This window comes from Sulfurovum aggregans, assembly GCF_055385215.1.
Genome location: NZ_AP042387.1, coordinates 615,588 through 637,628 on the forward strand (window position 1 = coordinate 615,588; position 22,041 = coordinate 637,628).

Below are 22,041 nucleotides of genomic sequence, written 5' to 3' on the forward strand. Positions count from 1 at the left end.
CCAAAAGTTGGTAAATGGGGGGTTAGTCTTTATCTTCCCTGGTTTCGGTTTTATCCGAAACATAGTCATCTTCATACTCATCAATAAGATCTTTACGTCTCTGCTCTTCATCAAACTTGGAAAGAAAGTTGTTTCGAATGATCACAAATGTCATATATGAAAAAAGAATTACAACAATAATATACAGATAATCTCCAAATGACATCTATTGCTCCTTTAGTGTATTTTGTATGGTGATCTTCTCAAACCCATCATAATTCTGACGCAAGGCATCATAGATGACAACACCGACACTTACACCAAGATTAAGGCTTCTGCCTTTCCCTCCCATAGGAATAGTAATACACTGTTCAGGATGTGCCAAAAGTACTTTTTCATCTATCCCTTTGGTCTCTGAACCAAAAAGGATATAGTCTCCTTTTTTGAAAGGTGCATTAAAATAGAGATTATCAGTCTTTGTCGTTGCCATATAGCTATGCTCATCTATAGGGTGTGCTTCCAGGAACGCTGTAAAACTTTCCCATACAACAAGGTCAAGTTTATCCCAATAATCAAGTCCGGCACGTTTGACTGCTTTGTCATCTATATCAAATCCCAATGGTTTGACCAGGTGCAAAGTGGCACCCAGATTCACGCAGAGTCGTCCTATGGTACCTGTATTAGGCGGGATCTGTGGTTCTACCAAAACGATATTGAACATTTAAAATATCACCGTTTTGTTCCCGTTGACAAAAACCCTGTCATGCAGTACCAGTGCCAGGGCACGTGAAAGAACCACTTTTTCACCGTCTCGTCCCGCTCTTTGCATATCTTTCCATGAAAGACGATGATTTACAGGAATAACGTCCTGTGCAATGATCGGGCCTTCATCCAGATCATCAGTCACAAAATGTGCCGTTGCCCCAATGATTTTGACACCTCTTTCAAAAGCCTGTTTATACGGATTTGCACCGATGAATGCAGGAAGGAAAGAGTGATGGATATTGATGATCTTCCGGGCATATGCTTGTACAAAATCCGGTGTCAGTATACGCATATATTTGGCAAGTACAATATAGTCGAATTGATACCCGTCAATACACTCCATGACTTTTTTCTCATGTGCTTCCCTGCTTAAACCTTCTGCAGGAATATGAAAGAAAGGAATATCAAAACGTTCTACAAGCTCTTTGAGTGTATCATGGTTCGCGATCACACACTCTATGTCTGCACCCAGTTCACCATCTGCATAGCGAATAAGTATATCCCCGAGAGCATGGGATTCTTTGGTCGCCATGAGAATGATCTTCTTGTCTTTGGGTTCGATCACCCGGATATGTGCATCTTTCGGGGTAACCGTTTTAAGTTCAGTAAGTAATTCCTGGATATCAAAAAGACCTGATACAACCGTACGCATGAAAAATCTTCCATGTTCTTTATCTACAAATTCACGGTTATTGTCAATATTCAGATCTCTGTCATAAAAGACTTTGGAGATCTTATATACCAAACCTTTTGCATCGTTACAGTCGATCAAGACTCTTGCTCTCTTTTCCAATGATAACCCCTCTCTTCCTTGTTCCCGTCATTCCGATGGGAATACATATACCAACTCGAATGTAAGCATCAATATAACCCGCCGTCGGGTGATAAGAAAATATTTTCTTTCTTCATAGAATGATGGACTTGGATATGCACTCCTACACAGCGCACAGGAACGGAAAAATGTACTTTATTTATTCCGCGTCCTACTTGGATGCATAATTTGCGATAATATCACCCATCTCTGTACATGTACAGATCTCTTTGGCATCATAGTCACCAATATCACCAGTACGATACCCTTCACTGAGTGCTTTTTTGATCGCTTCATCTATCTTATCGGCAGCTTTGTTTTCACCCAGAGCATAACGAAGCATCATACTGGCAGATGAAATAGTTGCCAGAGGATTTGCGATCCCCTGTCCTGCGATATCCGGTGCAGAACCGTGGATAGGTTCAAAGAGTCCTACTCCTTTACCTGTACTTGCACTTGGTAAAAGGCCTATAGACCCGCTGAGCATACTTGCAGCATCTGAAAGAATATCTCCGAAGATATTCCCTGTCAAGATCACATCGAACTGTTTAGGATCACGGATGAGCTGCATTGCAGCATTGTCTACATACATATGCGAGAGTTCTACTTCAGGGTAGTCTTTGGCAATTTCTTCTACGATCTCTCTCCAGAACTGGCTTACTTCAAGTACATTGGCTTTATCTACAGAACAGATACGTTTATTACGTTGCATAGCAATATCAAATGCTATCACAGCAATACGTTTTACCTCTTCTCTTGTATAGACCATGGTATTGAAGGCTTTGTCATCATGCAATTCTCTCGGCTGCCCGAAATAGATACCGCCTGTAAGCTCACGTACCACCATAATATCCACACCCTGGATCACTTCCGGTTTCAGGCTTGAAGCATTGACCAATTCATCATATACCATTGCCGGCCTGAGATTGGCGAATGTACCCATCTCTTTACGTAAACCGAGCAGTCCGGTCTCCGGACGGAGATGTCTCTCAAGAGTATCCCATTTCGGTCCGCCTATTGCACCAAAAAGTACAGCATTACATTTCTTCACCCCCTGGATCGTCGCTTCAGGAAGAGGTACACCGGTCTCATCAATAGCAGCACCTCCAAGCAGCATCTCTTCATACTTAAGGTTAAAGCCTTCTGTAACAGAAACTGCATCAAGTACTTTAATAGCTTCATCAACGATCTCAGGGCCTATACCGTCACCTTTGATCACACCGATTCTATAATTCTTCATCTCTTAAGCTCCTGCTTTGATTTCATTTTTCGCAAATTCTATTAGCCCGCCTGCATTTACAAGCTCCTGCATAAACTCGGGAATAGGAGTGAATTTATATGTTTTGGCCTGTGTGACATTAATCACTTCACCTGCATCCATATCTACTCTTACCGTATCCCCTTCATTGATCTCTGCTGCTTCCTGAAGTTCAAAAATAGGAAGTCCCATATTGAATGCATTTCTGTAAAAAATACGTGCGAACGTAGGAGCAATGATCGCATTGATCCCTGCTGCTTTAAGTGCAATGGGTGCATGCTCACGGCTTGAACCGCATCCAAAGTTCTCACCGGCAACAATAATGTCACCTTCACTCATTTTAGAGACAAACTCAGGGTCTGCATCTTCCATGACATGTTTCGCCAATTCACTTGGTTCACTTGTATTAAGATATCTTGCTGCGATGATCAGATCCGTATCGATGTTATCGCCGAATTTCCAAACTTTACCTTGCAAAGTTCATCCTTTAAATTAGGGGCATCCCTGTTAAATTTTTCGCGATTATATCTAAAAAAACAGAATTTAACAAATTTTATACCAAAAACTAATAGAATTTCGGTATAATCCACCTTAATTATATCTGAGGCATCTCACCTCATTTAATCACAATTAAAAACAAACAAAAACGACTGATTGTATGAGCTTTCCGCTATAGCGGACTCAGCATTGGCGTAGTGTGGAGGGCTTCAGCCGACACATATAAACAAGGATGGTTTAATGGCAGCAAAAGACAGTATGAAAAAGATAGAAGCGTTATTCAAGTCCAAAAAAAAGGGTGATGTAGTCACATTTGAGAACATTGCCAAAGAATTCAGCAAGCAACCTACTGCTGCCCAGGCAAAGAAGATCCACAAGCTTGCAAGCGATGCGAAAATAGAAATTGTTTCTGCTTCCGAATATGCAAAATATCTTACAGCAAAAGAAAGCAAAAAAAGAGAAGATGCAAGAAAAAAACTTGCAGATGGCGATACGGAAGATGAATTTGATCTCAATAAAGAGAAAGAGCTTCTTGAGTGGAGCCGTTCAGACAGTCCAGTAAGAATGTATCTGCGTGAAATGGGGAAGATACCTCTTCTTACCAAGGAAGAAGAAGTTGATCTCAGTATGCGTATCGAAGAGGGTGAAGATATCATCATTGATGCCATCTGTTCTGTCCCGTATCTTATAGGGTATATCCTGAACTACAAAGAACCTCTTCTAAACCGTGAAAGACGTGTAAAAGAGCTCTTTAAAAGTTTTGAGGATGACAAAGCAGATAGTGACAAAGAAGAGTCTGATGAAAGTGAGGCAGAAGCCGGAGCACCCAAAAATGATAAAAGGGTAAAACAGGTCGTAGAGAGTTTCAAACAACTTGAAAAAGCCAAAAAAGAGTGGATGAAATCCCGTGATGATCTCGATACCTTTATGGAAACAGAAACGGATCCTGTAAAGATCATTCATGAGAGACTGAAGATCGCATTTAAAAAAGAGCAGCTCAAAGCAGCTCTTCTGAATCTCGGACCTACATCCAAGCTCATCAATGAGTTGGTAAAAGCAATGGAGACAGCACTCAAAAGTGATGATAGCTTCGATAAAGAGCTGAAGCGTCTGGAGTACAAACTTCCACTGTTCAATGATACACTCAGAGCCAACCACCAAAAGATCCTTGCCAATATCATCAATATGGACAAAGATGACATCATTGATGCAGTACCTGAAACCACTATGGTAAGTACTTATGTTGAGATCAAAAAACTTTTTGAGACCAGAGAAGCAAGTAAAGGCGGGTTTGATCTTTCCGAAGAAAAACTTCAGGAGATATTGGGACAGATCCGTCAGGGTAAAGCCAAAAGTGAAGTGGCAAAAACACGTATGGCAAAATCAAACCTCAGACTGGTCGTCTCCATTGCAAAGCGTTATACCAACAGAGGGTTACCGTTCCTTGACCTTATCCAAGAGGGTAACATCGGTCTTATGAAAGCAGTCGATAAGTTTGAGTATGAAAAAGGGTACAAGTTCTCTACCTATGCAACATGGTGGATACGTCAAGCGATCTCCAGAGCTATCGCAGACCAGGCACGTACGATCCGTATCCCTATTCATATGATCGAGACCATCAACCGTATCAACAAGATCATCAGAAAGCACCTTCAAGAGACAGGAAAAGAGCCAGATCTCGATACTATCGCTGAAGAGGTAGGACTTTCTGTAGATAAAGTGAAGAATGTCATTAAGATCACAAAAGAGCCAGTGAGCCTTGAAACACCTGTCGGGGATGAAGATGATGGTAGATTTGGTGACTTCATCGAAGATAAAACAACACTCAGCCCAACAGATGTGGTACTCAAAGATGACCTGAACAACCAGATTGACGATGTACTTGACCAACTTAACGAGAGAGAAAAAGCCGTTATACGTATGCGTTTTGGTCTTCTTGAAGATGAGAGTGACAGAACACTTGAAGAGATCGGTAAAGAACTTAGTGTAACCCGTGAAAGAGTAAGACAGATAGAATCTTCTGCTATCAAAAAACTTAAACACCCTAAAGTGGGTAGAAAACTTAAAAACTATATCGAAGAATAATTCAGGTTTGCCAAAGGGTACCCACGAGGAGTACCCCTACGAAATCATCAATATTGAATGTAGGGGTATCCCTTGTGGGTACCCTCTATAAATAGGAGAACACCTATATGCCCCAACCTCGATTTTTCACCCTCATCATAGGTACAGAAATACTTAACCGTAGAAGAGCAGATAAACACTTCAACTTTGTCACTCTGGCCCTGGCAAAAAAAGGGTATAAACTCTCCGGCTCTTTTATCATCGAAGATGACCCTGCTCTTATCGTCCAAACGATCAAATTCATCGCTTCACAACCTAACCCTGTTCTCTTTTCCTTTGGCGGCATAGGTTCAACTCCTGATGACTATACTCGCAAATGTGCAGCTATTGCCCTTAAGGATGGTAAACTTCATATACATGAAGAGGCAAAAGAGATCATAGAGCAGCAACTTGGAGAGGATGCCTACCCTCACCCTATCCGTATGGCAGAGCTTCCCAAAGGGGCAGAACTTATAGATAACCCTGTCAACAAGATGCCTGCATTCTCTTTAGATGAACGTTTCTTCTTTATGCCAGGTTTCCCTGAAATGAGCCATCCTATGACAGAAGAGATTTTAGAGAGACTCATACCTGACAAAAAAGAGTATTATCGCCACACACTTACTGCACTCTGTAAAGAGAATACTCTCATTGAAGTAATGGAGCAGATGCCGAAAGGGGTGGAGTTTTCCTCTTTACCCAAATGCTACTCCGATGGATGGAGAGTAACTATCTCTGTTGCTTCTCATGACAAAGTACTGGCACAAAAAGCATTTCAAATGTATATAGACAAATTAGAGTCTAAAAATATTGTTTATGGTCTTCATGACGAAAGCAACAACTAAAAAAAGGCCTGCCTGACGATGACTTATCTGGAAACACTGAAACACCCCATCATTGCCAGACTTTCACTCATACAACTCATCTCCTACTTCGGAACATGGTTTTCTCAGGTAGCCATCTTCTCCATGATCGTTGCCTATGGTGCAGATGAGATCACCATAGCATTGACTGCTGCTATATCCATGTTACCTGCTGTAGTTTTGGCTCCGGTTATTGGCATCATCATAGACCGTATCGACTTTAAAAAACTTATGATGATACTTCTTATGGTTGAGATATCTATGACACTTGGATTTATTTTGATTGATTCTTTGGAATATGTATGGATACTGATGATACTTCTTTTCATCCGCTCCTCTGCTTCATCCATGCTTTTTTCTGCAGAAATGACTCTTTTCCCCAAAATAGTGGAAGGTAAAATGCTGAAGAATACAAATGAGATCCACTCCATAATCTGGTCTTTATGTTATGCTTCAGGTATGGCAGTGGGTGGATTGGCCACATACTACTTTGGTTATGATACAGCATTCATCATAGATGCATTTCTTTACAGTGTAGCAGTATTGCTTCTTTTAGGGCTCAAACTCACACTTGAGAAAGTATCACATACAGACTCTAATTGGCAAATGTTCAAAAATGGCTTTCGCTATCTTCTCTCTCATAAAAAGATACTTCACCTTATTTTACTTCATGCAGCGTTAGGTCTCACAAGCTTCGATGCATTGGTTACCCTACTTGCTGATTTCAAATACAAAGAGATCATTGCAGTACCTTTAGCCATCGGATGGATAAATGCTATAAGAGCTCTTGCCCTTATGACCGGTCCATTTTTCATTTCTAAACTGGTACACAAAAATACCTTGCACTATTTCTTCCTCCTGCAAGGTCTTGGGATCATTCTTTGGGCCCTTCTTCAGTTTGATTTTTATATTTCACTGATCTCTCTCTTTATCGCAGGTTTTTTCACTACCACACTCTGGTCATATACTTACCTCCTTATCCAGGAAGAGACTGAAAAGGAGTATATGGGAAGGATCATCTCCTACAATGACATGTTCTTTATGCTCTCCAATGTAACCACTGCACTCTTTATTGGTTATGCTGCCAAATGGGGAATGCCGCTGCAAACTATTACTATACTGTTAGGATTCGGCTTTATCTTGACAGCATTTTATTATTTCTGGTTCAAAAAAAATCATCTATAATTGTTTTTCAATTAATGCAAGAAGACTTTTGATCTCTTTGTCCGAAAGCTTTCCGAACTTCTTATAGATCAGCTTTCCTTTTTTGTCAAAAACCAAAATGTCGGAATTGTCATCTGCCAATTTCCATTTACTGACCAGCAGCCTCTTCTTGTCTTTTACATAAACCGTATCAGGGAACTCTTTTTGTTTGGATTTTAACTTAGATTCCAAAATAACATTGGGTAACCATGTGGAAGCCAGATTTATAACAGCAACAGATGCATATTTCTTTCTATTGAAATGACGCTTTTTCAACGCTTTAGACAAAGGCTCATTCAGATCTCTTTTATCCGGATCTACATAAAAAAGTATATATACTTTGCCTTTTAGCATTTTGGAACTCCATGCTGATCCATCTGTTTTACCTCCATTCTTACCGTCTAAGAGAATTACACTGGGTACCTTACCCAATTCAACAGCTATGCTGCTTCCTGCTACCAATAAAAAGCCTAAGATGATCTTCCTCATAACATTTTCCTTTATTTAAAAATAATATCATTTAAATAGTACCATGATTTGATGAACTATTTATGATTTTTATGATACTATCTTAAAAATTTAATATGGGGTATTCCCTAAATCCCTCTCAGGAGAATTCAAATGGATATTAGCAAGATCGGACATGGTGAAAACCCTGATGCTGTCAAAGCGATCATTGAAGTACCACTTAATTCAAACATCAAATATGAAATAGACAAAGATTCAGGTGCAGTGGAAGTGGACAGAGTCCTTTACTCTGCTATGCACTACCCGGCAAACTACGGTTTTGTGGCTGATACCCTTTCGGATGACGGTGACCCGGCAGATATTCTTGTACTTTGCGACTATCCTCTTCAGGCAGGTTCATACATCAAATGCAGACTGATCGGTGTACTTATGACTGAGGATGAGAGCGGCAGGGATGAAAAACTTCTTGCAGTTCCTACAACAAAGATCGATCCGACGTATACAGGTATCAATGATATTTCGGATCTTCCCGAGCATACACTCAACCGAATTAAGAACTTTTTTGAGACCTATAAAATACTTGAGCCGAACAAATGGGTAAAAGTAGCAGGGTTCAAAGACAAAAAAACAGCAACTGAAATTTTAGAAAAAGCTATTAGGAATTACAAATAGCAATAAGTATACATAACATGTCCCTTCTGCTGAGAAAAACCCAGCATTAGCACAAATGTTGAAGCTTTGCTTCAACATCCTCCTATACAATCAGAACCCCATCTCTCTTTTACGATTATCCAGATATCTGCCTACTCCGTTCACTATGCCCCTGGCAATACGTTCCTGGTAATCTGAAGTAAACAATCTGGCTCTCTCTTTGGAGTTTGTAATATATCCTACTTCTACAAGTATGGAAGGACGGCTTGCACCTACCAATACATAGAAAGGGGCCGGTCTGACACCGCCATTCGTAACATCTCCATAGCGGCTTTCAACCTGTTTGATAATATGATTTTGTACATCAATGGCAAGTTTATGGGACTGTACGATCTTTGGCCCGTTGAGTACAGCATCGATAATGACTGCTCTGCTCAACTGGTCTGTTCCCTGCAACACTGCTGCATTCTCTCTTGCTGCAATACGCTGGGATTTCTCATCTCTTGTTTTTTGAAGGAAATATGTTTCTATCCCTTCTACAACATTAAAACGGCTTTGTTCTGCAATTGCATTTGCATGTATGGAAATAAATACCTTGGCATCTTTATGATCGGCGATACGTGTACGTTCTCCCAGTTTCAGAAATCGGTCATTTCCTCTGGTAAGGTAAACTCTGTAGCCTTGTCTTTTAAACTCTTTTTGAAGCTTTCTGCTGATCTGAAGAACAAGGTCTTTCTCCTGCTGTCCTTCGCACAAGGCACCACAGTCATGTCCTCCGTGTCCCGCATCGATCACTATGAGACTCTCAGATCTGTCAGGGCTGACACAGCCTGCAAGCAGAAACAATACTGATACTCCCGCCAATATCTTTTTTATGCTTCTCATCCTCATCTCCTCACAGTTAAAAGTCTATCTCTTTTTTTCTATTGGCCAGATATCTGTCTATACCCTCAGCAATACCTTTTGCAATAAGTACCTGATACTGTGCTGTAAAAAGTCTTTTTCTCTCTTTAGGATTTGAAATATACCCTACCTCAACCAGTATAGAAGGACGGCTTGCACCAACAAGCACCCAGAACGGGGCAGATCTTACTCCACCGTCTTTGACCCCCCTGTAATGACTGCGTAAATTGCTCATCATCCCTCTTTGCACATCTATTGCCAATTTATTGGACTGCACGATCTTTGGTCCGTTCAGTACAGAATCTATGATCACCTGTTTACTTAGCTTACTTCCTGCCCCTTTCAGTACAGCCCTGTTCTCTCTTGCCGCAATACGCTGGGATTTTGCATCTCTTGTTGTCTGTAAAAAAAATGTTTCTACACCATGTACTTTGTTTCTCTTTCTTCTGGGGACAGAGTTCGCATGTATGGAAATAAATACTTTAGCCTCTTTTTTATCTGCAATACGTGTACGCTGGGGAAGTTTTAGAAAACGGTCCCGCTTTCGTGTCATATAGACAGAATAGCCCCGTTTTTTAAGCTGTTTTTCTAGTTTTTTTGCAATTTGAAGTACAAGATCCTTCTCTTTCCTTCCAGCAGCTATTGCACCTGTATCATGCCCCCCATGTCCGGCATCTATAACGATGAGTTCATTTTTATGATATCTTGTTGCCCTTGCTGCAGCTGAAGAGGTGAGGTATGCTTTCTTTTTTTTCTGTTTCTTTGCTTTTTTTTTCGGCTTTTTATAGGGTTTTTTGACCTGCTTCTCTATTTTACGGGAGGTAAATTTTGGTAAAGGAATATGGTAGTATTTATGGGAGAACAGAGGTCTGTAGGGAGTACAGGCATATGACCTGTCTGTTTCGATCACAACTCTGACCACATTCTTCTTATATTGTGAGACCCTGAGTGATCTGCAGTGGGAACTTTTGAGATTTTTGCCTACCTGTCTGTTCACCAAACGTGTATTTTTAATATCGAACACTTCCCTGTAGGGTTTGATCAGCGCAAAATGTCTGATCTGCTTTTTATCATACGACCGGTTAAATTGTAATCGTAGTTCACCTTTTTTCAATTCTATCTTTTCTAAAAATGTTACTGAAGAAAAAAGGGATGTTGTACTGAGAATAAATAAAAGAAATATCTTAAGAAATTTCACTTTATTCATTTTCTCCTTCCATCAGCCTGTGCATAAGCTCTTTTACCGTAAGGATCTCAGTCAGGCGATAACCATTCGCACCGGTAAAAAAGAGTCCTGTATCCACAAGTCCGTCATAGGCATCAGTAAGCCTGTCAGCGATACAATACCCTACTATTTTCGCTTCCTCTCCGCGGTGACACGGGGTAACACAATTTGAAATACATGCTACCTTCGGTGCTGTACCTTTTTCTATACTTTCATGCAGCTTTGTTTTTACTCCGCGTGCAGGATAACCTACAGGTGATTTGAAAAGTTTGATATCCTCTTCCTTGGCATCAATGATCACCTCTTTGAAAGTCGGATTTGCATCACACTCTTCCGTACCGATGAAACGCGTTCCCATCTGTACAGCATCCGCACCAAGTTCCATCATTTTAACAATATCCTCATGATCCCATACACCACCTGCTGCAATAATAGGCATAGATCCCCAGTTCTTTGCCTCTTCCACTATAGGAGGCAGTATTTCTTCAAGCTGGTTCTCAGGGAGAAAACACTCCTCATATTTGAAGCCCTGATGCCCACCGCTGAGAGGGCCTTCCACAATAACTGCATCCGGAAGCCTGTCATGTGTTTTTTTCCAGCGACGGCATAGGATCCTTAATGCCTTGGCCGTGGAAACAATAGGTACCAACGCCACATCAGGATAATCTTTTGCTGCTTCCGGCATGGTCAATGGCAGACCTGCACCGGTAATGATGATATCTGCACCTGCTTTGCATGCATCCTGGACCACACGGTCATATTCACTCTGTGCATACAGTACATTGGCTGCCAGCGGTTTGTCACCACATAGCTCTCTGGCATTATCAAAGATCTTTTTAAGTGCCGGATAAGAGTAAAAATTGATCGCTTCAAGAGGTCTGTGCTCTTTACCTACCATCTCGTTTCCGTCAAGGTATTTTCTATTTTTATACACACCTGTACCTACAGCTGAGATCACACCCAATCCACCCTCTTTTGAAACATTGCCTGCCAACTGATCCCAAGAGATACCAACGCCCATACCACCTTGAATGATAGGCTTTTCAATAGTATATTTTCCGATTTTAAAAGATTTAAATGCCATTACCCCACCTTCACTTTTGCAAATTTTCTTTTTCCTACCTGCAGAATATATTCTCCAGAATCAAGGTTCAGTTTTTCATCAGAGATCTTCTCCTGATCCACTCTTACTGCACCTTGTTTGATATCTCTTCTTGCCTGGGATGTTGAAGGCTCTATACCTGCATCAACCAAAGCCTTGCATATCCAGATACCCTCTTCCACTTCCACTTCATTCATATCTGAAGGAAGCTGGTTCGCTTTAAAGACATTATCGAATTCTGCTTTAGCTAGTGTAGCCAACTCTTCATTATAAAATCTTGTAACCAGCTCAAGTGCCAGGTTTTCTTTCACGATTTTAGGGTGAAGTGTACCTTTTTCCACTTCCTCTTTCATTGCAGCGATCTCCTCAAGCGACTTTTCACTCAAAAGTTCATAATAACGCCACATCAATGCATCAGATACCGAAAGGGTTTTGCCGTAAATATCTTTAGGCTCTTCTGTGATACCGATATAGTTATTCAGAGACTTACTCATCTTCTGAACCCCGTCAAGCCCTTCTAAAATAGGCATCATCAACACAGCCTGTTCTTTGCCTATCTCGTAGGCACGCTGAAGGTGTCTTCCCATAAGCAAGTTAAACTTCTGGTCTGTACCGCCGATTTCAATGTCACTTTGAAGTTCTACCGAATCATACCCTTGAAGCAACGGATAAATGAATTCTGAAATAGAAATACTCTGTCCTGCTTTATATCGTTTTTCAAAATCATCACGTTCAAGCATACGTGCCACATTAAAAGTCGTTGTCAAAGAGACCATACCAGAAGCTCCCAGAGCTTCTAGCCATGAAGAGTTGAATACCACCTCTGTTTTACTCTCATCAAGTATATTGAAAACCTGATCCTGGTAAGTCTGTGCATTAGCCAGGATCGTTCCTCGGTCAAGGACTTTTCTTGTCTCACTCTTTCCTGTAGGGTCACCGATCGTTGCTGTAAAGTCACCGATAAGAAGCTGTACACGGCCTCCATGATTTTGAAAGGCTCTGAGTTTTTGAAGAAGTACGGTATGTCCAAGATGCAGATCCGAACCGGTAGGATCAAACCCTGCTTTAACTGTATAAGTTGTACCGTCTTCATAATATTTTGAAACCAGTTTCTCAATACGTTCCATATCTATGACTTCGGCGGTTCCTCTGCTTATCTCTTCTAATGCTTTTTTTATCATTTCTTCCCTTCTTTATCCTTCTGAACTTGTTTCAGAGGATGATATATATTACTATTTATTGTATGCGTCATCCAAATTGATGATCTCTATCAATTTAAATTTCTTTGAAATTTTTTCTGAAAGTATACTTTTCTTGGCTTCACTGCTCTCCACTTCTATCTGACAATACTCCGCACTCTCGGAACTCTGTATCCCAAGTTCAATACTGATAACATTCAGATCCAGAGCAGAAAGCTTTGCCAAAAGATCAGCAAGGATCCCTTTTTGGTTTTGCAGGCTTATAATAAGCCTGTAACGTGAAAGTTTCGAAAAACGCCAATTTACATAGATCATTGGTTCTTCCGACAAAATCTTGGAGTATGCTTTCTTGCATAATTTATGGTGTATAATAGCTTTACTGTCCTTATAAAATGCAACGATCTGATCACCTACTTTAGGATGACAGCAGTAATCAAACTCTACACCATCCAAACTTTTATTGGTAAAGAATCGAAAATGTTCGATCTCTTTCATCGTAGGTTTTCTATATCCCTTTTTCAGCAATTCCCAAAAACGTAATTCTTTGGTTCCTATATAATCAGCCACTTTATGTATGGTCTCTTTATAATAGGAGAGCTGTACAGGTAATTTGTATATGGAATCCTTCAATTCCATTTTCTCTATCAATACTTTCATTGCAGTACTTTTCTGTGCAAAAAGTGTTGCCAGAATATTATATGCACTCAGTGTATCCGACTCTTTTATTCTTGCACGGCAATGACTTCTTATACCATCCTGTGCTTTGGATGTCTTCACTGCATCCAGCCATGAGCAATGCAGACGCGGCACTTCATCTTTCAGGATCTTGACAATATCTCCATTTTTCAATATCGTCAAAAGTGATGATTTGTGTTTATTCACCAATGCACCTGCTGCCCTTGCACCCACCTGGGAATGAACCGCATATGCAAAATCAAGTGCGACCGAACCTTTTGGCAACGTATAATAATCCCCTTTGGGAGAGAAGACCGTAATGTCTTCGGAAAAAAGATCACTTTTTGCCAGTTCATAGAACTCTTCAACTGATTCATTCTGATAATGCAGACTCTCCAGCCATTCCAGATTGACACTGTCACCACCATCTTTATACTTCCAGTGCGCTGCAACACCATACTCGGCAAGTCTATGCATTTGAACTGTCCGGATCTGGGCTTCAACAATACCCTCTTCATTAAAGAGTGTAGTATGTATGGTCTTATATCCATTCTCTTTAGGTACTGCAATATAGTCTTTAAATCGTGAAATAAGCGGTGTAAAGTTTAAATGCATCAACCCCAGGACCCGGTAACACTCTATAGGTTCCTGAACAATAATACGGATAGCCAGAAGATCAAGTATCTCTTCTATACTTACCCCTTTTCGGTGCATTTTAAGGTAAATAGAGTAATAGTGTTTTACTCTTCCTATGATCTCATACTGTTTTGGATCAAAACCGTCTTTATCCATTGTGGCTCTTACTTTTTGGATAAAGGCATTGAGTTTGAACTGCAAATTTTGGGCATTGCTTTTGATATAGGTATCGATCACTTTGTAATCTTCCGGATAGATATAATAAAAACTCAGATCTTCCAAATTGTTTTTCAGACGTGAGATACCAAGTCTATGGGCAATAGGTGCATATACGACCAGAGTCTCTTCAGCAATACGTTTTTGTTTGTCTGGACTTAGTGCATCAAGGGTTAGCATGTTATGCAGCCTGTCACACAGTTTAATGACCAATACACGAATGTCTTTAATAGAGGCTATAAGCATCTTTCGAAAGCTAAGTGCCGAGTTGATCAGTCTCTCATTTGAGCCGGAAGGAGCAAGCTCTTCATCACGTATCTCAACGATCTTGGTCAAACCCTCGACCATATGGGCAACATCGTCACCGAATTCCCGTTCAAGATCTCCAATCTCAAAACTGGTATCTTCTACCACATCATGAAGCAGTGCAGCCTGCACCATGGTCTCATCATTCGAGAAAGCTGCCGTGATCGCTGCTACTAAAATAGGATGGACAATATAGGGTTCACCGCTTTTTCGTTTTTGACCGTTATGTGCGGTCAGTGCAAGTTCAAGGGCTTTTATTGTTGTGGGGAGAGGAGAGGGGATCTGTTCCCATAGAAAGGCTTTTGCCTCTTCTATTGTATGTATCTCTTTAGCTTTAGCAAGAAAAGCGTCCAAGATGTTTTAGCCTTCTAGGCTTACAGTGATTTTACCTTCAGCGATCTCTTGAAGTGCAATATCGGTATATTTCATCTCTGTCGTATCTATATCCAACAATGGTTCTGCACCATTGGCGATCGCTTCAGCTCTTTTACCTACAGCATTCGCCAGAAGATATTTGTCGAAATCTACTTTTTCAAGTGCTTTTGCAGCAAGTTGTTCTGTTCTCATATTTATTCCTTAATCAATATTTTTATTTTACAATTGAACAAAGGCTCATATCACCTTTGACAATAGCAAGCAAATTACCTTTTTCAAACATGTTGCATACAATTATAGGCAATCCGTTCTCTTTAGCCAATGCTATAGAAGTATCATCCATCACTTTGATATTATCATCCAATGCTTGATCATACGTAAGTGTATCAAGCTTAACAGCATCATCATATTTGTTCGGATCCTTATCATATACACCATCGACTTTTGTTGCTTTGATAAGAAGTTCCGCACCTATTTCCGAAGCTCTCAGTGTTGCTGCTGTATCTGTTGTAAAGTACGGGTTTCCTGTACCTCCTGCAAACACAACTACACGGCCTTTTTCCAAATGCCTTCTGGCTCGGCGCACGATGAAGGATTCTCCGATCTCATGCATTTCTATAGCTGACTGAAGTCTTGCCTCAAGTCCGGCATGTTCCAATGCTTCCTGGATAGCTACACCGTTAATGACCGTTGCAAGCATACCCATATAATCACCGGAAGTTCTTTTAATGATCCCGTCAGCAGCAGCACTTACACCACGGATAATGTTACCGCCGCCTACAACAATACCGACTTCTACACCGTTATCGACAAGTTCTTTGATCTCACCGGCAATAAAATTAAGGATCTGAGTATCGATCCCGTACCCTTCTTCACCAGCTAACGCTTCACCAGAAAATTTTACCAATACTCTTTTTGTCACTGATACGCCTTTATATAATTTCGCGATTATATCCAAAAGTGGTTTAGGTAGGGTTTAAACTAAATCCGTATCAACTTCAGAGGGTTGATATGTTTGGAATTCTTGGTTGCCTGAAACATCAGTTTACTGTTTACTTTACCGATCACATACCCCTTTTTGATCTTACGTCCTGTTCGAATATTGGGTGCGATCTTGGAAAGTCCTGCATAGACCGTATGTATCTTTCCGCTGTGTGCAACAACAACCACTTTTCCAAGCATACTGCTTTTTCCTGCAAACACTACCTTTCCGTTAAGAATATTATGTACTTTTGCATTGGAGGAAGGTGCTTTCAGCGTAATAGATTCATTAAAGATCTTGATCTTGTAAATAGGGTCTACATAAGTACCGAATTTCTTGATAAGCCGTGCACCTGCAATAGGTGAAATCGTTTTTCCCCCTCTGTATGCGTAGACTTTTGATCTTTGGTATGAAGAGTTTATTTTTCTTACTTTTTCACTCTGTTTATATGCTTTTTTCTGTACCTGTCGTACTTCTGCTTCTGCCTTTTTTGCTGCCAGTCTGGCTGCTTTTTTTGCTTCTATCGTTTTTGCAAACCGGAGAGCCTCCCGGGCTTTTTTCGCTTTTGCCCGCGCTAAAGCTTTTTCTTTACGAATACGTCTTTTACGTTCTTTTTCAAGACGCATGGCCTCTTTTCTTGCTGCTGCACGTTTACGGGCTTCTTCCACTTCCTGCGCATGAAGAATATTCAGTTTTGCCAGTGTTGCACGAAGTGAATTCTGTTTATCTACGATCTTTACCAGTTTGGCATTGTATTTCTCTTCATCTTCTGCAAGTTTTTTCAGCAATTTCTTTTTTGCTAATTTTTTTGCTGCATATATTTCTCTTTTTTTTATGATCCTTTTGATCTCATTTTGGGTTTTATTACGCAGATAGAGTTTATTTTTTTTATGTTTTTTCAATGTTGCGATCTCTGATCTCAGTGCTGCCAATACTTTTGCATTATGTTTTTTATATGCTTTATAGACTTCTTGGGAAATAATGGATTCCCGTGTAGGGTCATGGGCCTGTTCCATAGCAAAGATCACAGAAAACTGTTCAGACAGCAAGGAGATGAATGCTTTACGTTTTTTTTCCAGATCCCTGCTTGTTTTTGCAAAATCCTCTTTTGCTTTTTTCAACTCGGTCTTGAGTGCTTTATACTCTTCTTCTGTTTTATTCTGATCACGGCCCAGTTCATCTATCTTTTTGTCAAGATAGGCAATATCTTTTTCTGCCGCCTGAATATCTTTTGCTATCTTACTCAGTCTTCTGCTCGCATGTTTTTTTGCAGAAGTTGTGGCAGAAAGATCCTTTTTGGAATTTTTTATCTTTGTTGTAGTTGAGGCACCGTGCAGTAAACCCATCACTACAAAGCAGTATAAGATAAAGGATCTCACTCCTGTACTCCCTTATTTGAAAAAACAACTGTGTAGACTGCAATGATCACGATGAACAGTGCCGAGCCTAAAAGAACGGCCATATCCGTAAGCTTGAAAAGTTTTTCCTGATTCTGCATCATGATATCGATACCACTGTGTGCTGCCCACTGAAATTTAACATACAGGAAAACGGCACTGGTTAAGATAGTTGCAAAAAAGGCATCTACTATCGCCACTTTTAAAAGTACCCCGGATCTCAAAATCAATGGAGCTCCGAATATTTCCATGACCTGCATACGCTCTCTATGTGTATATTTCCATATCTCCATCTGTTTAATGATAAGGAAAAGACTGACCACTGCTATAAAACCGATGAAGAGTTTCAGTGTGAACTTGATAAAAGAAAAGAGCCTGTACGCTGAACTGTAACTGCTGCCGAATGTTTCTACTTTTTTAATATTAGGATCCGCTTCAAGATCTGTTTTGATCTGCTCCAGAGCAGAAGTATGAAGATAGGAATCCAGCCCTACATTATAGAAATAGGGCAATGATGCGAGTATCTCCTTGCGGCTGCTCTGACTGACATCCTTTGCTATCTTCGAAACAATATTCTCTCTTTTTATCTTTTGGCTTGTACTGATATGTTTATTCAGTGCCTGCAGTGCTTTAAGCTCCATAGGTTTTTTTGTCACGACCAGCATGGAATAGCCCTCTTTAAGTCCTTTTTCATAAGAATCCGTGGTCCTGTCAAATACAAGATAGAACTCTATGCCAAGCAAAATAGCCATCAATGGCAGAATAAACATAAGATGGTTTTTAATGAACTTCATATACACCCTTGCTCTCTATGATGAAATGTCTGTACGGCAGAGAGAATATCGTTGGAATTTTATGTGTCACAACCAGTACGGTCGTTTCAAGCTGCTGACAGGCATTTTCCATCAGATCCCAGATCACATTTGAAGAGTAATCATCGAGGTTACCTGTCGGTTCATCTGCAAGTATCACTACCGGATTCTTGGCCAGTGCTCTTGCCACACCAACACGCTGCTGCTCTCCACCGCTCAATTCAAGAGGGAATTTATCGGCATGCTCAGCAAGCTTGACATGTTTAAGAAGCCTGTGAGCCTGTGTATTCTGTACATCAACAGAGTACCCTGCTATCATCAAGGGCAGAACAACATTTTTAGCTACAGTCCATTCATTTACAAGTTTATAGTCCTGAAATATGATCCCCATATGTGTTCTTAACTCCTGAAGTTTGCTCTGTCGTACATTTGCCAGATCAAGCCCTCCGACAACAAGATTTCCCTCAGTCGGTTTGATCTGTCCGTAAAGTGCTTTTAAGAGTGTTGATTTCCCTGAACCGCTGGGACCGGTAATAAAAACGAATTCCCCTTTTCTGATACTGAAACTTGCATCTTTAATGATCTCTTTTGTACCATTGTCATAGGCAAGAGTAAGATGTGAAGCGGTGATTACATTAGACATCGATATTCCTTTAACGGAGAAATTCCATTATTTTTTTATGTGCTTCATAGTTGACTGTTGTTTTCACTGGCGGTGAGACAAAGTATCTGCAGCTGTTCTCTTCTACTAAAATATATTTATGTTCTGGTCTATCAAAACTTCCGAATGCACATTTGATCAGGAGTTTTTCGTCTTCTGTTTTATATATACGTTCAAAGTGTACAAAATACCCATCAAACACCATTGCTTTTTGAGGCAACTTCTCTTCCATACCCTTTCTATATTTTACAATATTAAAGTTAAAATCAATACTTAATTCCTTAGGTTCAGAATTTTCTCTGCATTTCACATAGACATCATAGATATCTTTCTCCTGTCTTCTCCATCTTGCTTCATATTTACTGGTTACTTCCAGGGTTTCATTCTTGCGTACTTCCACCTCTACTTTCGGTATGGAAAAGAAAGTTTCCAGGGCATACCAAAAGTATTTGTTACTGTCTGTACGCAATTCCAGACGGCCGCCTTTTCCAAGCACACGCATGGACTCATCAAGAAAACTTGGACTAATGACCCGTCTATGGGGTTTTTTATCCCAGGGGACAGGAAAGTGTACGAATATCTGCTCACAGGAATTTGAAGGCAACATCTCCAAAAAAAGTCTTGCATCATAGTTCACTACCCAGATATTATCAAGTCCCAGCAATTCTATCTGCCTGAGCACTTGTTGGGCAGAAGGTGTATGTATCTCCAAACCTATAAAAAGGGTATCCGGATTTTTCTGTGCCTGATGAAGTAAGTGCCGCCCTGAACCAAAACCTACCTCGACAGATATCTTCTCTTTGGGATATCTCATGTTTTCAAAATCTTCTATCTTTTTAAAATATTCTGATGAGAGTGCAGGTTTTGTATTGGACAGTGCAATATTGGAACTTTGTATCTCGAGATCCAATTCTGTGGAAACTTTATCCAATGCTTCTTTGAGAAGATTCACTTTAAGCGGTCTAGTAACTTTGTCATATTTGATCAGTGTTGCTTTTTCATCCGGTTTGATCTGAAGCAGAAACTCTTCACCGCCATGTTCAATCCCCAGGAGTTCATCATCCCCTCTCAAGGCTGTTGCACGGAAAGTAAGTATTTTACTTACTGGAAGTTGTTGTTCTATGGCAGAAGTATCAAAGGGGGTAACTTTTAAATGTGGCATTGACTATCCTGTTTATAATGATATGTGTGTAACTTGGCTTGTTTTGGCTCTGATACCGTCATAGCTTTTTGCAATGATACGATAAGCATAGGTATTTCCTGATCTTACAAAAGTATCAATATACTCAGCCATTAACTGGCCCTCTACCTGAGCCATATATTTCCATTCACCGCCATTGACGGATCTTTCAATGATATAGGCATTGATCCTTTCGCTTGAATGGGGTTTCCACAGGAGTTTCACTACACCGGGTGCTTCCCTGTATGCCTGCACAAAAGAGACAGCACTAAAAGGAGGACGTGTTTTTACACGAAGTACCGTACCGTGTCTGGACTCTCTGCCGAAGGAGAATGTAGTAAATGTATAAAGGTACGCCGTATTCGGTTTGACATGGGTATCTACAAAGTGTGTGCCATAACGGTTGCCTATGGATCCGATACGTTTAAAGCCCTGATCTGTACCAAATCTGTCATCAGGTGAACCTCGGTAGATATTGATACCATGGACACGTTCATCCTCTATCTTTTTCCACTCAAAACCTACAGAACTCATCATTGGCAGGGCTCTTACCTGTGTAATGGTCTTTAATGTCGGATCCGTATCATAGATCAAAAGTCCTGTGACACCGCTACATCCGTTAAAGGTTACTAAAGAGAGTATCCAGAGTAAGAGGATTGGTTTTTTCATCGATTTCACCTTGATCAAAATATTTTGCCATAAATGTTGTCATATCGTCAAAAAGCGGAGCAGTAAACTCCATTTTTTCACCGCTGATCGGGTGGATTAAATACAGTAGATATGCATGCAGATAAACTCTTGGAATTTTATCTCTTTTGGTCTTAAATCCATATAAATCATCACCCAGAATATGCCGTCCCAAAGTATTTAAATGTACACGTATCTGATGGGTTCTTCCCGTAAAGAGTTTTGCTGCTATCAGCTCCACATCATACTTACCGGCCAATAATTTTTTAAAAGCTGTTTTAGCAGGTTTACCATGGGGTACAACATCCATCTTCAGCCTGTTCTTGGGGTTTCTCCCTATAGGTTTATCTACGATGATATCCTCTTTTAAAGGGTGATCTATAAGTGCAAGGTAGTAGCGTCCCATACTCTTGTCCTGCAGCTGTTTGCTGAGAGCTTCATGTACTTTGTTGTCTTTGGCTATCACCAATGCTCCAGTAGTCTCTTTGTCTATGCGATGGACGATACCGTGACGCTCTTCACCTGAAACAGTAGAAAGAGAGATACCCTTTTTCACCAACCAGTCCACCAGTGTAGGCTCTTTGACTGAGGGGGCGGGATGAACCACTAAACCGGAAGGTTTATTGACAACAAGGAGATACTCATCTTCATAAAGTATCTCCACATCAAAGTCTATCTCTACAGGCTCACGTTTTTCAGCCTCTTTGAACTCATAAGAGACCTCATCACCCTCTGTTACTTTAAAACTGGTTTTGGTCACTGCCTTTCCATTCACACTCACCAGTCCGTCTTTTACAAGCTTCTCCACCTGGTTGCGGCTTACATCCAGTTCCGTTGCTAGGATTTTGTCTATACGACCTGCAGTTTGTGCTGTAAATTTATTCATACGCTTCTCTTTTTGTTTTACGAATTATATCCATTTTTTCTCGGAAGTGGAGACTTCAATCCCACTTCAGAATCATAAATGATAGGAAGTTTTGCATAACTTGATAATAGTTCGAACTTTTAGTGGGACTAAAGTCTCCACTTCCTAAGAGCAAGAAAGAATAAAAAGTTTTATTTTCATTAAAGCTTATTTTTGTAAAA

Annotated in this window: 23 protein-coding genes; 4 read left to right on the plus strand and 19 right to left on the minus strand. The window is 40.4% G+C overall.

Features of this window, described 5'->3' with window-relative positions; translation table 11 throughout:
- Positions 1-22: 22 nt before the first annotated feature.
- From ACZ48W_RS02990 to ACZ48W_RS03010, 5 genes are all read right to left on the minus strand, one after another.
- Complete coding sequence (locus ACZ48W_RS02990; RefSeq protein ID WP_464829759.1) at positions 23-205, minus strand: hypothetical protein; 183 nt, start codon at positions 203-205, stop codon at positions 23-25.
- Entirely contained in the window at positions 206-700 is a 495-nt protein-coding gene (locus tag ACZ48W_RS02995) for a tRNA (cytidine(34)-2'-O)-methyltransferase (protein ID WP_464829761.1), read from the minus strand.
- Entirely contained in the window at positions 701-1,537 is an 837-nt protein-coding gene (gene purU, locus ACZ48W_RS03000; RefSeq protein ID WP_464829763.1) for a formyltetrahydrofolate deformylase, read from the minus strand.
- Between the two features lie 190 nt (positions 1,538-1,727).
- Complete coding sequence (gene leuB, locus ACZ48W_RS03005; protein ID WP_464829765.1) at positions 1,728-2,795, minus strand: 3-isopropylmalate dehydrogenase; 1,068 nt, start codon at positions 2,793-2,795, stop codon at positions 1,728-1,730.
- Positions 2,796-2,798: 3 nt separating this feature from the next.
- A complete protein-coding gene (locus ACZ48W_RS03010; RefSeq protein WP_464829767.1) occupies positions 2,799-3,290 on the minus strand; it encodes a 3-isopropylmalate dehydratase small subunit in 492 nt (163 codons plus the stop codon).
- 261 nt (positions 3,291-3,551) lie between these two features.
- On the opposite strand from ACZ48W_RS03010, the gene rpoD reads away from it, so the two are divergent.
- The 3 genes from rpoD to ACZ48W_RS03025 all read left to right on the plus strand — a co-directional run bounded on the left by rpoD (position 3,552) and on the right by ACZ48W_RS03025 (position 7,462).
- Positions 3,552-5,396 (plus strand): RNA polymerase sigma factor RpoD, encoded by a 1,845-nt coding sequence (gene rpoD, locus ACZ48W_RS03015; protein WP_464829770.1) that lies wholly within the window; start codon positions 3,552-3,554, stop codon positions 5,394-5,396.
- A gap of 107 nt (positions 5,397-5,503) precedes the next feature.
- Positions 5,504-6,259, plus strand: coding sequence for a competence/damage-inducible protein A (locus ACZ48W_RS03020; protein WP_464829772.1), 756 nt, complete (start codon positions 5,504-5,506; stop codon positions 6,257-6,259).
- Between the two features lie 18 nt (positions 6,260-6,277).
- A complete protein-coding gene (locus ACZ48W_RS03025) occupies positions 6,278-7,462 on the plus strand; it encodes an MFS transporter (protein ID WP_464829774.1) in 1,185 nt (394 codons plus the stop codon).
- On the opposite strand, the gene ACZ48W_RS03030 is transcribed toward ACZ48W_RS03025, so the two are convergent.
- Positions 7,457-7,969: a YtfJ family protein gene (locus tag ACZ48W_RS03030; RefSeq protein WP_464829776.1), complete on the minus strand. Its 513-nt coding sequence runs from the start codon at positions 7,967-7,969 to the stop codon at positions 7,457-7,459. The genes ACZ48W_RS03025 and ACZ48W_RS03030 overlap by 6 nt on opposite strands.
- Positions 7,970-8,101: 132 nt before the next feature.
- Between ACZ48W_RS03030 and ppa the strand changes: the two genes are divergently transcribed.
- The gene (ppa, locus tag ACZ48W_RS03035; protein ID WP_464829778.1) at positions 8,102-8,620 is read left to right on the plus strand and encodes an inorganic diphosphatase; all 519 of its coding nucleotides are present in this window, start codon (positions 8,102-8,104) and stop codon (positions 8,618-8,620) included.
- A 90-nt stretch (positions 8,621-8,710) separates the two neighbouring features.
- On the opposite strand, the gene ACZ48W_RS03040 is transcribed toward ppa, so the two are convergent.
- Genes ACZ48W_RS03040 through ACZ48W_RS03100 form a run of 13 tightly spaced genes read right to left on the minus strand, consistent with a single transcriptional unit; the run spans position 8,711 to position 21,841 of the window.
- On the minus strand, positions 8,711-9,484 hold the full coding sequence (locus ACZ48W_RS03040) for an N-acetylmuramoyl-L-alanine amidase family protein (RefSeq protein WP_464829781.1): 774 nt from the start codon (positions 9,482-9,484) through the stop codon (positions 8,711-8,713).
- Positions 9,485-9,500: 16 nt separating this feature from the next.
- Positions 9,501-10,709: an N-acetylmuramoyl-L-alanine amidase gene (locus ACZ48W_RS03045; RefSeq protein WP_464829783.1), complete on the minus strand. Its 1,209-nt coding sequence runs from the start codon at positions 10,707-10,709 to the stop codon at positions 9,501-9,503.
- On the minus strand, positions 10,702-11,811 hold the full coding sequence (locus ACZ48W_RS03050) for a nitronate monooxygenase (protein ID WP_464829785.1): 1,110 nt from the start codon (positions 11,809-11,811) through the stop codon (positions 10,702-10,704). Before ACZ48W_RS03050 ends, ACZ48W_RS03045 begins: the two co-directional genes overlap by 8 nt.
- Positions 11,811-13,010, minus strand: coding sequence for a tyrosine--tRNA ligase (tyrS, locus tag ACZ48W_RS03055; protein ID WP_464829787.1), 1,200 nt, complete (start codon positions 13,008-13,010; stop codon positions 11,811-11,813). The genes ACZ48W_RS03050 and tyrS overlap by 1 nt, the downstream gene beginning before the upstream one ends.
- 51 nt (positions 13,011-13,061) lie before the next feature.
- A complete protein-coding gene (locus ACZ48W_RS03060; RefSeq protein ID WP_464829789.1) occupies positions 13,062-15,215 on the minus strand; it encodes a RelA/SpoT family protein in 2,154 nt (717 codons plus the stop codon).
- Between the two features lie 6 nt (positions 15,216-15,221).
- Positions 15,222-15,428, minus strand: coding sequence for a DNA-directed RNA polymerase subunit omega (locus ACZ48W_RS03065; RefSeq protein ID WP_464829791.1), 207 nt, complete (start codon positions 15,426-15,428; stop codon positions 15,222-15,224).
- A gap of 22 nt (positions 15,429-15,450) precedes the next feature.
- Positions 15,451-16,158: a UMP kinase gene (gene pyrH / locus ACZ48W_RS03070; protein ID WP_464829793.1), complete on the minus strand. Its 708-nt coding sequence runs from the start codon at positions 16,156-16,158 to the stop codon at positions 15,451-15,453.
- Between the two features lie 59 nt (positions 16,159-16,217).
- A complete protein-coding gene (locus ACZ48W_RS03075; RefSeq protein WP_464830463.1) occupies positions 16,218-17,564 on the minus strand; it encodes a murein hydrolase activator EnvC family protein in 1,347 nt (448 codons plus the stop codon).
- A gap of 29 nt (positions 17,565-17,593) precedes the next feature.
- Entirely contained in the window at positions 17,594-18,409 is an 816-nt protein-coding gene (locus tag ACZ48W_RS03080; RefSeq protein ID WP_464829795.1) for a cell division protein FtsX, read from the minus strand.
- Complete coding sequence (locus ACZ48W_RS03085) at positions 18,396-19,070, minus strand: cell division ATP-binding protein FtsE (protein ID WP_464829797.1); 675 nt, start codon at positions 19,068-19,070, stop codon at positions 18,396-18,398. The genes ACZ48W_RS03080 and ACZ48W_RS03085 overlap by 14 nt, the downstream gene beginning before the upstream one ends.
- A gap of 10 nt (positions 19,071-19,080) precedes the next feature.
- Positions 19,081-20,250: a tRNA (guanosine(46)-N7)-methyltransferase TrmB gene (gene trmB, locus ACZ48W_RS03090; RefSeq protein ID WP_464829799.1), complete on the minus strand. Its 1,170-nt coding sequence runs from the start codon at positions 20,248-20,250 to the stop codon at positions 19,081-19,083.
- A gap of 12 nt (positions 20,251-20,262) precedes the next feature.
- Positions 20,263-20,937, minus strand: coding sequence for a hypothetical protein (locus ACZ48W_RS03095; RefSeq protein ID WP_464829801.1), 675 nt, complete (start codon positions 20,935-20,937; stop codon positions 20,263-20,265).
- The gene (locus ACZ48W_RS03100; protein WP_464829803.1) at positions 20,888-21,841 is read right to left on the minus strand and encodes an RluA family pseudouridine synthase; all 954 of its coding nucleotides are present in this window, start codon (positions 21,839-21,841) and stop codon (positions 20,888-20,890) included. Before ACZ48W_RS03100 ends, ACZ48W_RS03095 begins: the two co-directional genes overlap by 50 nt.
- Between the last annotated feature and the right edge of the window lie 200 nt (positions 21,842-22,041).